Origin of the sequence: Arthrobacter sp. PAMC25564 (assembly GCF_004798705.1) — a bacterium.
Classification (GTDB): Bacteria; Actinomycetota; Actinomycetes; order Actinomycetales; family Micrococcaceae; genus Arthrobacter.
The window spans coordinates 2866741-2880614 of sequence record NZ_CP039290.1; the positions used below are offsets into that span (position 1 = coordinate 2866741).

Consider the following 13874-nt stretch of genomic DNA (forward strand, 5'->3'; position numbering starts at 1 on the left):
CTGATGGCCGGGAGCATAAAGGCCACGGCCGCCGCGCTCCCCTCGGTGGAGGCGGCCGGCCTGGCTGCGGCGTTCGTCACCGCGCTGCGCCGGGCGGGGCTGTTTTGCTCGCCGGACCGGGCAGCCCGGCTGGCCGAGGCCCTTCGCCTGATCCCACCCAGCGACGTCGACAAGCTTTACTGGGCGTGCCGGGTGGTGCTGGTGTCCGCCCGCGAACAGCTGCCCGTCTTCGACGCCGTCTTCTCTGCGGTGTTCCGCGGCGGCTTCGACCCCGCCGCGCGGCCCCGCAGTGCCGCGGCCCCGGCAGCGTCACCGCCCGGTGGCCCTGGCGAAGCACGCACCCGGCCCTCCCCGGCCGAGGACCGCACCCCGGGACACGCGCCGGCGCAACAGCGGACGGCACCGGCGATTGCCTCCGCGGGACCGGACAGCGGGGACCGCACCACCCCGGAGCGGGAAGCCGTGCTGGCCATGGCCTCCACCCAGGAGCGGCTGCACGAAACGTCCTTCGCGCAGTTGACCGGGGAGGAAGTGAAGGAGATCCGGCGGCTGGCGTCCCGGCTGCTGCTTGCCACCCCAACGCGTTTGAGCCGCCGCAGCCGCAAATCAGCACACAGCAGCGCCCGCCTGGACATCCGCGCCACGGTCCGCGCGGCCAGGCGCTCGGGCACCGGCACCACCCGCCTGTTGTATGCACGCCGTCGCCAGCAGCGCCGCAAGCTGGTGATGCTGTGCGATGTCTCCGGCTCGATGGAACCGTATGCGCGGATCTTCGTCGCGGTGCTGCAGGGAGCAGTGGCAACTGCCGGGGCCGAGGCCTTCGTATTTTCCACCCGGCTGACGCGCCTGACCCGGCAACTGACGCGCCGCGATCCGGACGAGGCCCTGGCCCGTGCCGCGGAGGCCGCCCCGGACTGGGCCGGCGGCACCCGGATTGCCGACAGCATCCGGCACTTTGTCGACGAACACGGCCGCCGCGGCCTGGCCCGCGGCGCGGTGGTGGTGATCTTCTCGGACGGCTGGGCGCAGGAGGATCCCGAACAGGTCGCGGCCCAGATGGCGCGGCTACGGCGGCTGGCTCACCGGATCATCTGGGTCAACCCACGCAAGGCCGCTCCGGAATACCGGCCGCTGGCGGGCGGCATGGCGGCGGCCCTGCCATACTGCGACGCTTTCGTCAGCGGACACAGCTACGCGGCATTGGCGGAGGTGGCGGCCGCGATCGGCGGCGAAGGATAGTCATCACTCAAGGAAAGAGGGAAGCAATGCAGATAGACAGCACTTTCTCGGTCGTCGCCCCGATCGACACCGTATGGGACACCATCATGGACTTTGAACGTGTGGCCGGCTGCGTCCCCGGCGCCAGGATCCTGAACAAGCTCTCGGACGACGCCTACCAGGTGGGCATGACCGTGAAGCTGGGCCCGGTCAACATGCAGTACAAAGGGCTGCTCAACGTGATCGAGCGCAACGCCGCCGGACACCGCGCCGTGCTCAGCGGCAAGGCGCAGGAAACCCGCGGCCAGGGCACCGCCGAAGCCACGGTGACCCTGCTACTGACGGACGAGGCCGGCGGCACAACCCGCGGCACCGTCAACGCCGATCTCTCGCTTTCCGGCAAGGCCGCAGCCATGGGCAAGGGCGTGATTGGGAGTGTCACCGAACAGATGATGGCCTTGTTCGCCGGCAATCTGCAGGCCATGATCGCCGGGCCCGCGCCGGAGCCTGCCGCCGGGGCCGGGACCGCGGCACCGGCGTCCGGGACGGCGCCGGAACCCGTGACCCAGCCCGCGGCCGCGCCGTCGGCGGCGGCCTCGCCGTCTGCCCCGCCAGCAGCCAAACCTATGCCGTCGGCCGCCCTCCCGAGCCGCGCACCCGCCGGCAGCCTGGACGTCCTCAGCCTCGCGAAGGGGATCGCGGAGGAGCAGCTCTCCAGCCCCGGAAAGGTCCTGGCGCTCGTGGCGGTGGTGGCGTGCGCCTCCTACTGGGCGGGCCGGACGTCCGCGTTCCGGCTGATCCGGGCGATCGGGAGGCTGAAGTCCGACCGTGCGTGATGTCCTGGCCGCCATGATGCCGGGCTGGCAGAAGGGTGACACCGCCGGCCTGGCCACCGTTGTGAGCACGTTCAAGTCAGCCCCGCGGCTTCCGGGCGCGTCGATGCTCGTCACCGCCGAGGGGGAAGCAGTCGGTTCCGTCTCCGGCGGCTGCGTCGAGGGCGCCGTGTACGAGCTGGCCACCCAGGTCCAGAAAGACGGCACCCCCGTCCTGGTTCGCTATGGGATCAGCGACGACGACGCGTTCGCCGTCGGCCTGACCTGCGGCGGGATCATCGACATCTTCGTCGAGCCGGTTTCCCGGCAAAGCTTCGCCCAGCTCGACGCCGTCAGGCAGGACATCGCCGGTGAGCGGCGCGTCGGCGTCGCCACGGTCATCGAACACCCGGACACCACGTGGTTGGGCCGGCACCTGATCGTGCGGCCGGACGGCTTTGAGGGCGACCTGGGTTCGGAGCGGGCCAACCACGCCGTGGGCGATGACACCCGGGGCCTGCTCGCCGCCGGCCGCTCCGGCATCCTGAGCTACGGCCCCGACGGGGAGCGGCTGGACACCGGGATGCGGGTCTTCTTCGCCAGCTACGCCCCGCCGCCGCGGATGCTGGTCTTCGGCGCGATCGACTTCGCCGCAGCCCTGGCCCGGCTGGGCACCTTCCTGGGCTACCGCGTCACGGTGTGTGATGCCCGGGCTGTCTTCGCCACCCCCGCACGCTTTCCCGATGCGGCGGAGGTCGTCAACGCCTGGCCGCACCGCTATCTTGCCGAGCAGCTGGCACAAGGCCTGGTGGATGAACGCACCGTGATTTGCGTCCTCACGCACGATCCGAAGTTCGACATTCCGCTGCTGGACGTTGCCCTGCGCGGCCGGCCGATCGCCTTCATCGGTGCCATGGGTTCGCGCCGGACCCACACGGACCGGCTTGCCAGGCTGCGTGAGGCGGGCCTGGGCGAGGAGCAGCTGGCCAGGCTCCACAGCCCGGTGGGCCTTGACCTTGGCGCCCGTACGCCCGAAGAGACAGCGGTGTCCATCGCCGCGGAGTTCATCGCCAAGCAGTGGAACGGCAGCGGGGAACCACTCCGGCAACTCGGGGAACGGATCCACCACGACGAGCAGGATTGACCGGCACCGGTGATCGGGACCGCTGCCCTGAGCCGGGGGCTGACGGCACTGCTGCTGGCAGCCTCGCTCTACACGGCGTTCCGCGCCGGCCGCGGCATCGACGGCAGTCACGTTCGCGGCGCTTGCAGCCTGATATTACGGAGCAGCACGTCAACTTCGCGAGGTTGCTTGCTGTGCTGCAGGATGTATCCATGCCCGGTATCCGCCCCGCCCTGTCCGTGTCCTGCGCCATCGCCCTCCGCGGCGCCGTGCAGGACGCCATCCTGCCCGCCTTCACCCGCGAAACCGGAACCGTCGTCGACGCGCATTACGCCACGACCAGCGCCCTGGTCCAGGAGATCGACGCCGGCGCACGCCCCGACGTCGTCATCGGTATCGCCGCCGCGATGGAACGGCTGGGCGACGCCGGGATCCTCGACGCCGGGACGCTGGCGCCGCTCGCCAAGGCCGGGATCGGTATCGCCGTCGGCCCCGGCACCCCCGTACCGGACGTTTCGACGGTAGAGGCCCTCATCAGTGCACTGACCGCGGCCCGCTCCGTGGCCTACTCACGGAACGGACCCAGCGGCGTCTATCTCGCCCGGCTGATGCGGGAACTGGGCATCGCGGAAAAGGTCAACGAACGGGCCACCGTCGTCGAGACGGGGTTCACCGCGCTGGCACTGCTGGACGGGCGGGCGGACCTTGCGGTCCAGCAAGTGAGCGAGCTCCGCTACGTGCCGGAGGCGATAATCGCCGGGCCGCTCCCGGCTGCCGTCCAGCACTACACCGAGTTTTCCGCCGGTATCGCTGCCGGCGCCCGGGACCACTCCGGCGCCGCGGCACTGCTGGCGTTCCTGACCGCCGGTCCGGCCCAGGCGGCATACTCCGCTGCGGGGCTGGAAGCCGGCTGAGGGGGCCGGGCGGCGGGGCCGGTCCGACGCAGAACGTCCGCTGGCCAACCGGCAGCTTGGCGATGTCCGACAACGTGGCCAGCCCGTATTTTTCAGCCGTTTCATTCGTCACGGCCAGGGCATACGTGTTGTTCAATGGAGCCTTCGCGACCCAGGTCAGGCCGTTGCCCAGATCCTCGTCATGGACCGCCTGCCATTGTGCGTCCTGCTCGGGGATCCCGGACGGGTGTCCCATGAACGAAAGCCAGGCGGTACCCGTGTAGTCCCAGAGGATGTCTGCTTTCCCGGCAAGCATCGGGGACCGGGTGGGCTGGCTGCCGGGGACGTTTGTCAGGTCCGAAACCTCGAAACCGGCTGCCTTGACGGCGAGTACCGCCATCTGGCCCAGGATGAGCCCCTCGGTATTGTTCCGTCCGGTGACCGTCAGATGCGCCCCGGCTGCACCCGCAACGGACCGGATGGTGCCCGGCTCCCGCCGGTTTGTTCGATTTGAAGAGCATCTACAGTCCCTTCGGACGGGCCACGTGTTCAACGACCCGTCCAACCCAGTCAATAAACAGCGCCAGCAGGGCAACCAGCAAGGATCCGACCACCAGGACCGTGGGCAGGTTGAGCTGGACGCCCGTGGTGATCAGGATCCCCAGCCCGCCCCCGTTGGTAAAGGTGGCCAGGGCGGCGGTCCCCACCAGCAGCACCAGCGCCGTGCGGATCCCGGCGGGCATGATCGGTACGGCCATCGGCAATTCCACCTTCAGCAGGACCGCGGCGGCGGTCATGCCCATGCCGCGGCCAGCCTCCACCAGCCGCTGGTCCACGTGCTGGAGTCCCACCATGGTGTTCCGGAGTACAGGTAATACCCGTACAGGACGAGGGAAATGACGGCGGCCCAGAAGCCGAATCCAAGCCAGAAGGCCAGGAGCACAACGAGCCCGATGGATGGCGCAGCCTGGCCGATGTTCGCCAGTACCAGCACCGGACCGCTCAGGAAGTGCAGGCTCTTGCGGGTCAAGGCAATTCCGAGCGGAACCGCCACGACCAGCACGATCACCGCCGCCAACAGCGTCAGCTGCAGATGTTCCAGGGTATGGGCCCACAGGGCTGCGGGCGTCAGGGTCGTCAGTTCTGCCGGCGACAGGTCCGCGCTGAGCAACCATCAAGGAACATGCGCTGTGCGCCGGTTGTCTGTGGGCGGAACCCGGTCCGCTCCATAGCGGCGCGCATGAGAATCCGCCGTTACCAGGCCACCCTGGTGCCGGCCATCGGCACGGATACCGTTACAAATATTGTTATGACGGTGCTCTCGAGGGACGCCTCGGAGTGAAATCGCCGGAGCCCGTCGCCAGACGGACGGGGAGGAGGGCCAAGGCCATTTGGCTCCTCAGTGTTGCGGGTAACCACCAAGCATGCCCGATTGGCATCGTTCACGCCGTCCACGGGCGCCGGCCTGCGCCGCAGCAGGGCCAGGGCTTTGGCCGGCGGAGGCGGGCCGGCCGCCGTCGGGCGTAAGCTCGTGGGATGGCGAGATACTTCGATGTGCATCCGGACAATCCGCAGGCCCGCTCCATCCACCAGGCGGTCGAAATCTTACGTTCGGGCGGCCTGATCGCCTATCCGACCGACTCCTGCTACGCCCTGGGTGCGCAACTGGGGAACAGGGAGGCGCTGGACCGGATCCGCGCCATCCGGCACCTTGACGACAAACACCACTTCACCCTGGTCTGCAAGGACTTTGCGCAGCTCGGGCAGTTTGTGCAGATCGACAACGATGTGTTCCGCAGTATCAAGGCCGTCACGCCTGGCAGCTATACCTTCATCCTGCCCGCCACCAAGGAGGTCCCCAAGCGGCTGCTGCACCCGAAGAAGAAGACCGTCGGCGTGCGCATCCCGGACAACCATGTGGTTCAGGCCCTGCTGGCCGAGCTCGGCGAACCCCTGCTGTCCAGCACGCTGCTGTTGCCGGACGAGGAGGAACCGCTCACACAGGGCTGGGAGATCAAGGAACGCCTCGACCATGTGCTGGACGCCGTGATCGATTCCGGCGATTGCGGGGCGGAGCCGACGACGGTCATCGACTTCTCCAGCGGGGTCGCGGATGTGGTCCGGCGCGGAATGGGCGACCCTTCCCGGTTCGAATAGGCCGGCACAGGCCCACGCCGGCGCTGGCCCGGCTGCTTCAGGTCAGGCGGACGCCGTACCGCCCGGCAGACCGCCGCGTGAGTGGCGGTTCCGCCGCCAGCGGCGGACGAGATCCGCGACGGCCAGCACTCCGGCGAGGGGCGACAGAACGGCCGCGCCGTAGACGAACAGGAGCCAGGTGATAGTCATCAACGGCGTCTGGCTGGTGCTCAGCAGGGAGAGCCCGCCGAACAGTCCCAGGGTCCAGAAGATGACCACTCCGGACAGCACGGCCGACGCGGGAAAATACTCGCTGGTCACGACGGTTTTCAAGGTATTCAAGGTTTTCAAGGTATTCAAGGTTTTCATGGACCCTCCTCATGCCTGGCGGTGGGGAAAGTCCGCCGGGGTCCTTCCCAGTATGAGGCTCGCGGGGACCGGATCTCCGGAGATTGCGGAGGACGTGATGAAACTAACTCCGCCGGGGCCGGAGGCCTGGGGATCTTGACTTCCAGCTCAGCCAGGAACGCAGCCGCAAGCCGCCCGAATCCGTGGGCGATGATCCTGACCGGACACCCGCAGGCAACCGGGCACCACATTAGGCGAGACGGGTATCCGGCCCCTACACGGCGGCCCGCGCCCGCTGCAGGAAGGAATCAAGGACCCGGCCCGCGTTCTCCTGCATACGCCTGGATTCGCCCGCAGGAAGTTGCCGCCCCTTGGGACCGTTCAGCCGTTCGCCCAGGCAGAGCAGCGCCGCGAGGACCTCTGAGAGCTCGGAGTTGCCATCGGCACGCTGCCTCAGGAGTCTCAGGTGCGCCGCTTGGAGGCCCGGGCCGGGCGCGCAGCCCAGGTCGCGGTCGAAGAGCCGGCGGCAACGGTCGTACGCCGAGAGGCCCTCCACCGGCAGGCCTGCCTGCTCGTAGGCCTTCACCAGCATGGTCCAGGCCCTTTCGTTGAGGGGTTCGGACCGGATGGCTTCCTGGGCCAGGCCGATGGCGACGGCGGGCTTGTCAAGCAGCGCCGCAGTCTCCGCGGCGAAGAGCTCTGCCGCCACCTTCTCGGCTTCATGCTGGCTGCGTGCTTCGTCAGCCCACTCGGAGGTCATTTCGAACGCCAGCAGCGGCTCGGCGGCTATTTCCAAGGCCTCCAACAACATCCGGTGGGCCTCGGCGGGCCCCGACCCGCCAGCTGCATGGACCAAGCGGCGGAAATTCGCGAGATCCAGGTCGACAAGCTGCGGATCCAGGACGTAGCCGCTGTTGGCGGTGCGGAGCGGTCCGGTCTTGGACTGGCCCGGCTGGATCGCACGGCGGACGCCGCTGATGTAGCTCTCCAGTGTTGCGACAGCGCCGTCGCTGGCACCCGGGCCCCAGAGGATTTCGATCAGTCGGGTCTTGGATACCGGCGTTCCAAGATTCAGCAGGAGGATTTCAAGAATATGCCGCGGCTTGCATCCGCCCATGTCCGCGGCAGTCAGCGTCTCGCCGTTCCGGCGAACTTCAAACGTTCCGAAAAGACGGACTGAAATTGACGGTGTAGCTCCGGCCTGGTTTTCCACGATGGTCTCCGATTCCCCAGACAAACAAACGTAATCGGAAGGTGGAGGGTGGAATCACTGCCGAACAAAGCTGTACTGAGACGCTGTTCCCTCCGACCTTCCAATAACACCGTGACACGCCAAAGTTGGCGCAACAAGCGCTGAAACTACCCGATCTTTTCGCCGGAGAAAGACGCGTACCGGTGTCAGTACCGCCGAGTACGCCTTCGGAACGGTAAGCGGGTAGTCAGCAGCCGAAGCAAGTAGATTTTCGCCGGAACACCGTGCTGTGGCGTTGAATACAGGACGGCTAATCCCTCTCGGTCATCTCTTCGGGAACCGCCACGACATGCAGTTCAACACCGTCGCGCAGCACGCCCAGGTCCAGGGGCGCCCCGATGGCCTCGGCAAAAAGCAACTTCTGCAGGCTCTCGGCGTTGGACACGGACGTCGCGCCGACACTCAGGAGGACATCTCCGGAACGGAGGCCGGCACGTTCGGCCGGAGACCCGGCGAGGACCTCGACGACGAGCAACCCCTCACGGTGTCCGGTCCGGACCACGGCGCTGGCCTGGAGCTGGACGGGCGTGTTGACCAAGCCGAGGTAGGCCCGCCGGACGCGCCCGTCCTTGAGCAGTGAGGCAATGATGCGCCGGGAGGTGGCGTTGATGGGAACGGCCAGCCCCAGGCCGGCTCCGGCTACGGCCGTGTTGATGCCAACGATCCGGCTGCGGGCATCCGCGAGCGCGCCTCCCGAGCTGCCCGCGTTGAGGGCGGCGTCGGTCTGGATGACATCCTCGATCATCCGGCGGTTGCGCCCGGACCAGACCGGGATCGATCGGCCAAGGCCACTGACCACTCCGGCCGTCACGGAGCCCGACAATCCCAGGGGGTTGCCGACGGCGATGACCAGTTGCCCCACCTTGAGGGACTCGGCGTCGCCGAATTCGGCTGGCGTCGCGGTGGGAGCCTTGCCATGGACGACGGCGAGATCCGAGAGCGGGTCCGCGCCGACGACTTCCACCACAGTCCTGGTTCCGTCGGTATAAACCGCGTGGCCGTCCCGCATGCCGCCGACCACGTGGGCGTTCGTCAGGAGGTACCCGTCCGAGGTGAAGAGGACTGCCGAGCCTGCCCCGGCACGGGACCTGCCGTTGCGCCCGCTGCCCGTCATCTCGATCGCCGCAACGTGCGGGGTGACAGTCTCCGCTACCCGGATGACCGTCGCGGAATAGGAATCCAGCGGGTCATCGGACGCGTCCGACCCAGGAACCCTGCTGATGACAGTGGCCACGGTGCACCTCCTACGAACGGTACTTATCCAAGTCAACCACCGGCGTTGCACCGGTAGTCCCGCGCACCCTACGCCGTCAGAGAAATACGCCGCATGTCACGCGCCGGAGCAATAGTTCCGCCAGCCGCGGATCCGCCGCTAGGCTCGGAAGCAGACGAGCCCACCAGCCACAGGAGAACCTACGTGAACCCAGCGTCCGCAACACCTGATCAGCTGCCTCCGCTGGGCCTCACCTGGGGTATCAAGCGCAGTTTCATCGCTTACATCAGGGACCTGCCGGACGGCACCGTCTCGGCGACGGACGGCGCCACGGTGGTCGAATCCAGCCTGTTCTGCTTCAGCCCCGAAGAATCCGACTATGACGTCGCTCTCGGCACCGGGGTGCTGCGCTTCCGCGGGGACGTCCGCCTCGCCGGGCACCACGGAATGTTGTTCGTCAGGCTGCTGGACCCGTGGATCGCGTTCACCGGCGGCCGCGGGGTCCTGTCCATCAGCACCGGCGGCCAGGGCCGTACCGCGGTAGGGTTTGTGCACGCCTCGGCGCCGCGCGAAATCGACGGATCCCTCGTCTGGGCGGACGTCGACGTCGTGATCTCCCCCGAGGGTGCGGAGCTGTTCGACGGGCAGTACGCGGCGCAACAGTCGATGGACCCCCTCTTCATCCGGGTGAAGGTCTAAGGCCCCCAACACAGCCGCATCCCCACCTTCCTTCCGGACCGCGCCGCCGGATCCGTCCCTATCCAAGCGGGGCAGGCCGCACCCGGACGGGCGCCAGGATGCCGATCAGCGTGACGGCGGTGATGGACCCGGCCGCCATGATCGACGCCAGCACCACGATCTGGAAACGGCCCGCTTCCACGGGCGAAACTCCCCCGAAGATCGCCCCGACAAACGCCCCCGGCAAGGTGACCAGACCCGTCGTCCTGGTCTGGTCGGTCGAAGGGATGAGGGCGGAATAGACAGCGCGGCGTGCGAGTTCCAGGGTCGACTGCCGCCGCGTGGCCCCCAGGGCCAGCCATGCCTCCACCTCGTCCCAGCGCGCAATCACGGTCTCGGCCAGGTGTCGGCCAGCCAGCGTGGCGATCGTCATCGCATTTCCGATCACGATGCCGCCTATCGCCAGGGCATACCGGGGTGTCAATGCGATGGCGCCGGTGCTGAAGATGATGGCCAGGGTCGCTGTGATGCCCAGGGCCATCGATCCGGCTACGACGCCCAGGCGGCTCCAGCCCCCTCCGAGCCGGCGTGAGGCGGTCCACACGGCGACGGTGAACATCACCAGCAGTGCGGCGGCGACCCACACCGGGCTGGTGATCACCCCGCCGAGAATCACGCTGATAGTGGCAAGCTGCGCCGCTCCGCGCAGGATTGAGAGCGCCGGGGCGGCACTGTGGGGCGCGCGGAATGCCGCAAGGACTCCCACCGTCAGGACCATCAGGATCCCGACTCCCAGCAGTGTGGGCAGGAAATCACCAGGCTCCGTCATCCGCCCAGCCTAGCGAGCACCACGGGCCGGGTGCCGCATACGCCGTCGGGATCCCCGCAGTCCGGAGGGGGCGGAGCCGGTGCCTCAGATGCCTGTCTGGGACTGCGGGATCTGCGTGGCCGGGCCGAAGAGCCAGCCGGAAACATCGCTGCGGAGGACAAGGTGCGGTCCGCCGGTGGCACTGACGCTGCCGGTGGGAACGTAGTAACCGCGGCCCGCATCCGGGCCGCCGGCAGCCCGGTCCAGGGCCTCGGTGTGCTTTCTGCTCAGATGTCCTTGGGGACCAAGATCCCTGAGTTCGTCGAGTTCGGCTGGGGTCAGCCGTCCCATCACTGCAGCGATATCGGCCATCATGAATCCCTTCCGACGGGTCCTGGTTAAAGCAACAGGCTAGGTCACCGGAATTAACGGCGCATGACATCCAGGCGACGGGATTGGAACGAATCCGGGCATCCCGGGTTACGGCAGGCGGCCCCGGCTGTCGCGAGGGTCACGGTGCCCGGACCCCCTGTACCCGGCAAATTAAGGGTTTTATGCTGTACCGTTCATCCCGGAAAGTCAGAACAACCGAAAAGAGTATTAACCAGGTGGCAACCGATTATGACGAAGTCCGATCCGACGTCGCGGAATCACGCAACGCCTCCTTGGAGGCCCTCCGCTCCGCGAATGCGCCGGATGCACGCAGCGTAGCCCGTGAGCTCGACGAGGCCGACACCTCCGAAGGCGTGGAACTGCCGGGCGCTGACCTGTCCGGCGAAGAGCTGACGGTCACTGTCATCCCGCAGAAGGAAGACGAGTTCACTTGCTACTCGTGCTTCCTGGTCCGGCACCGGTCCCAGCTCGCCCGCGAAAAAGACGGCCACGCCTACTGTGCCGACTGCCTGAGCTGATCGACCGGCTCCGGGGCGGCTGCGGCGACGGCGGGCACGGACCGGTCCGCTGGCGCTGGCCCGTCCCACGCTTCACAATTGCCCCACGAAGCTACCCAGCATGTAATGAGAGTCACGTTCCGGTACGCTCCTCTTTGACGATGCGGCGAGTGCCGGCACGTGGCCGGAGGCTGAACTCATGCGGTACAGGATCATCAGGTGGGCGGGGTCACGCGCCGGGCTGCCGCTGACCCCCACCGGACGGACGTCCCGCACCTGGAGCCTGAAGCGTGAATGGTCCAGGGCCTCCATGCTGATGCTGGTGGCACTGCTGGCCGGGGCCGGGGCAACGATCGTCGGTGTGCGGGGTGTCACGGACCAGGTCAAGGACACTGCCACCCGGCTGCACCTCGAGTCCGACACCGTGGCGCAATTGAGTTCCGCCCTCGAGGCCCACGAACAGGCCGCTCTTCAACTGCTGGCCGCCCCGCCGGGCGACACGTCCGCTTTCATCCGGCAGCAGGAGGACCTCAACCACCGGTTCGACGACGCTGCCAGGGTCCTTCCGGCCGAGCGGGACATGCGGTCCACCGTCATCACGGCACGCCAGGCCTGGCAGGACGCCCTGACGGCCCACGGCCTGTGGGGCAGCCAGGTGCAGGCGCTCCAAGGGGACCACCTGCCGGAGGCTCCTGCCCTTGGCGCAGCCGGTGCCGGCATCCGTGCGCTGCTGGCCGGCATCCAGCGTTCCTCGCTGGATGAGATGGACGCCGGCCTTGCCTACAGCGCGGAACTCCAACAGATCGTGATCGCGGCGCGCAGCGCGCTGTTTGCGCTGGCGGCGGCCGGAGTCGTATTCTTCCGCAGCCGGATGGTGAAGTACCTGCTCAGGCCTATCGAAGGCCTGCATCGCGGGGCTGTCCGCCTGCACGCCGGGGACTACAGCCACCGCATCGAGGTTGTCCGCCGCGACGAACTCGGAGAACTGGCCGAGGCGTTTAACTCCATGGCAGGCTCCGTCCATGACAGTCATCTGGCCCTGACCCACCGGGCGACCCACGACCCCCTTACCGGGCTGGCCAACCGCGCGGCGCTGACCGAGCGCCTGAACGCGGCGTTCAGGCCCGGAAGCGAGCGACAGACCCGGCACGAGGGATTGCTGATCATCGACGTCGACGATTTCAAGGACGTCAACGACTCGCTGGGCCATGAGGGAGGCGACGCACTGCTGGTGCACCTGGCCAAACGGCTGCAGGGCTGCGTGCGCGCCCATGACCTCGTCGCCCGCCTGGGCGGCGATGAGTTCGCCGTAGTAGTCATGGACGACGGCGGCGGTTCCGTTACCGGTGTGATCGCCGAGCGGATCCATGAGGCGTTGCGTGCACCGTTTTCGATCGGTGAAGTCCGGTTGAAGGTCACGGTCAGCATGGGCGCCGCACAGCGCCGCCCCGAGACCAGGGACCCCGCGGAGCTGCTGCGGCAGGCCGACTTCGCGATGTACATGGCCAAGCACGGCGGCAAGGGGCGATACCAGCTCTTTGACGCCCAGGGGTATGACCAGATGACCTACCGCGCCGCCCTCCGGACCGACCTCGCCGCCGCTGTGCCCGCGCGGCAACTCCGGCTCGAATACCAGCCGGTGACCGATCTTCACACCGGTGAGATCCTCGGCGTGGAGGCGCTCGTCCGGTGGGAACATCCCACTCTGGGGCGGCTCGGGCCGGCGGAGTTCATTCCCCTGGCCGAAGAGACCGGTGACATCGATGCCATCGGCTGCTGGGTGCTCGAAACAGCCTGCCGCCAGGCCGCCGGCTGGCGTGAATCGTTGAGCCACTGCGCGGATCTGTGGGTCTCCGTCAACATCTCCACGCTGCAGTTGCCGACGCCCCGGAGCATGGCCGCCATCGAGAGTATCCTCGCGGACCCCGCGGCGCAGGCGGACCGGGTGGTGCTCGAAGTCACCGAGACGGCCCTGGCGACCACCGCCGACGGCGGGATCACCGCGCTGAGCAGGCTGAAGAGCTTCGGGGTACGCATCGCCATCGACGATTTCGGGACCGGCTACTCCTCCCTCAGCTCGCTGGCCGTCCTGCCCGCCGACATCCTCAAGATCGACCGCTCCTTCCTCGCCGGCCAGGCCTCGGACCCGCCGTCGGCCGCCATGCTCGAGGCCATCCTGGGGCTGGCCCAGAAACTCGATCTCGACGTGATCGCCGAAGGCATCGAAGACCCTGAACAGCTGGCCCTCCTCCGTTCCCTTGGTTGCACCATGGGGCAGGGATACCTCCTTGGCCGGCCGGCCCCTTCCTCGGTGATCGAGGCACTGCTGGCCTCGGACGCGCAGCTGGAGGCATGGTCCGGATCCGGCACCTCAGCCGGTGGCGTGTGAGGCGGCCCGGCGTCACTCCGGCCGGATATAGATCAATAACGTTGCGTGCTGTGCGGCGGACTGGCCGGGCCGGCACTGAATTTGCCGGCGCTCTTTCCTTGCACCAGGCGGACA

At 67.9% G+C, this 13874-nt stretch carries 13 protein-coding genes and 2 pseudogenes; 8 read left to right on the plus strand and 7 right to left on the minus strand.

The window, feature by feature from the left end; all coding sequences use genetic code 11:
- The first annotated feature begins 3 nt into the window (after window positions 1-3).
- From E5206_RS13405 to E5206_RS13420, 4 genes are all read left to right on the plus strand, one after another.
- Complete coding sequence (locus E5206_RS13405) at window positions 4-1239, plus strand: VWA domain-containing protein (protein ID WP_136322918.1); 1236 nt, start codon at window positions 4-6, stop codon at window positions 1237-1239.
- Window positions 1240-1265: 26 nt separating this feature from the next.
- Complete coding sequence (locus tag E5206_RS13410; RefSeq protein WP_136322919.1) at window positions 1266-2054, plus strand: SRPBCC family protein; 789 nt, start codon at window positions 1266-1268, stop codon at window positions 2052-2054.
- Window positions 2047-3174: an XdhC/CoxI family protein gene (locus E5206_RS13415; RefSeq protein WP_136322920.1), complete on the plus strand. Its 1128-nt coding sequence runs from the start codon at window positions 2047-2049 to the stop codon at window positions 3172-3174. Before E5206_RS13410 ends, E5206_RS13415 begins: the two co-directional genes overlap by 8 nt.
- 191 nt (window positions 3175-3365) lie before the next feature.
- Window positions 3366-4067, plus strand: coding sequence for a substrate-binding domain-containing protein (locus tag E5206_RS13420; RefSeq protein WP_136322921.1), 702 nt, complete (start codon window positions 3366-3368; stop codon window positions 4065-4067).
- Window positions 4068-4167: 100 nt separating this feature from the next.
- Here E5206_RS13420 and E5206_RS19615 read toward each other — a convergent pair.
- Together E5206_RS19615 and E5206_RS13430 are read right to left on the minus strand one after the other, a co-directional pair.
- Window positions 4168-4446: pseudogene (locus E5206_RS19615) on the minus strand (glycine betaine ABC transporter substrate-binding protein); the annotation flags it as partial.
- A gap of 121 nt (window positions 4447-4567) precedes the next feature.
- Window positions 4568-5220, minus strand: a pseudogene (locus E5206_RS13430) (ABC transporter permease); the annotation flags it as partial.
- A gap of 362 nt (window positions 5221-5582) precedes the next feature.
- Here E5206_RS13430 and E5206_RS13435 point away from each other — a divergent pair.
- The gene (locus E5206_RS13435) at window positions 5583-6203 is read left to right on the plus strand and encodes an L-threonylcarbamoyladenylate synthase (RefSeq protein WP_136322922.1); all 621 of its coding nucleotides are present in this window, start codon (window positions 5583-5585) and stop codon (window positions 6201-6203) included.
- Window positions 6204-6245: 42 nt separating this feature from the next.
- On the opposite strand, the gene E5206_RS13440 is transcribed toward E5206_RS13435, so the two are convergent.
- The 3 genes from E5206_RS13440 to E5206_RS13450 all read right to left on the minus strand — a co-directional run bounded on the left by E5206_RS13440 (window position 6246) and on the right by E5206_RS13450 (window position 9016).
- Entirely contained in the window at window positions 6246-6551 is a 306-nt protein-coding gene (locus tag E5206_RS13440) for a hypothetical protein (RefSeq protein WP_240689726.1), read from the minus strand.
- Window positions 6552-6804: 253 nt separating this feature from the next.
- Window positions 6805-7647 carry a BTAD domain-containing putative transcriptional regulator gene (locus E5206_RS13445; RefSeq protein WP_136322923.1) on the minus strand — a complete coding sequence of 281 codons (843 nt, stop codon included), beginning with the start codon at window positions 7645-7647 and terminating at the stop codon, window positions 6805-6807.
- Window positions 7648-8032: 385 nt separating this feature from the next.
- Window positions 8033-9016 (minus strand): trypsin-like peptidase domain-containing protein, encoded by a 984-nt coding sequence (locus tag E5206_RS13450; protein WP_136322924.1) that lies wholly within the window; start codon window positions 9014-9016, stop codon window positions 8033-8035.
- Between the two features lie 183 nt (window positions 9017-9199).
- Here E5206_RS13450 and E5206_RS13455 point away from each other — a divergent pair, with 183 nt between their 5' ends.
- The gene (locus tag E5206_RS13455; RefSeq protein ID WP_168709339.1) at window positions 9200-9694 is read left to right on the plus strand and encodes an HtaA domain-containing protein; all 495 of its coding nucleotides are present in this window, start codon (window positions 9200-9202) and stop codon (window positions 9692-9694) included.
- Window positions 9695-9752: 58 nt separating this feature from the next.
- Here E5206_RS13455 and E5206_RS13460 read toward each other — a convergent pair whose 3' ends face one another.
- On the minus strand, window positions 9753-10502 hold the full coding sequence (locus E5206_RS13460; RefSeq protein WP_136322926.1) for an ABC transporter permease: 750 nt from the start codon (window positions 10500-10502) through the stop codon (window positions 9753-9755).
- Between the two features lie 84 nt (window positions 10503-10586).
- Window positions 10587-10856: a hypothetical protein gene (locus E5206_RS13465; protein ID WP_240689727.1), complete on the minus strand. Its 270-nt coding sequence runs from the start codon at window positions 10854-10856 to the stop codon at window positions 10587-10589.
- A gap of 233 nt (window positions 10857-11089) precedes the next feature.
- On the opposite strand from E5206_RS13465, the gene E5206_RS13470 reads away from it, so the two are divergent.
- Window positions 11090-11392 (plus strand): DUF4193 domain-containing protein, encoded by a 303-nt coding sequence (locus E5206_RS13470; RefSeq protein ID WP_136322927.1) that lies wholly within the window; start codon window positions 11090-11092, stop codon window positions 11390-11392.
- A gap of 178 nt (window positions 11393-11570) precedes the next feature.
- On the plus strand, window positions 11571-13760 hold the full coding sequence (locus tag E5206_RS13475; RefSeq protein WP_240689729.1) for an EAL domain-containing protein: 2190 nt from the start codon (window positions 11571-11573) through the stop codon (window positions 13758-13760).
- Window positions 13761-13874: the final 114 nt, after the last annotated feature.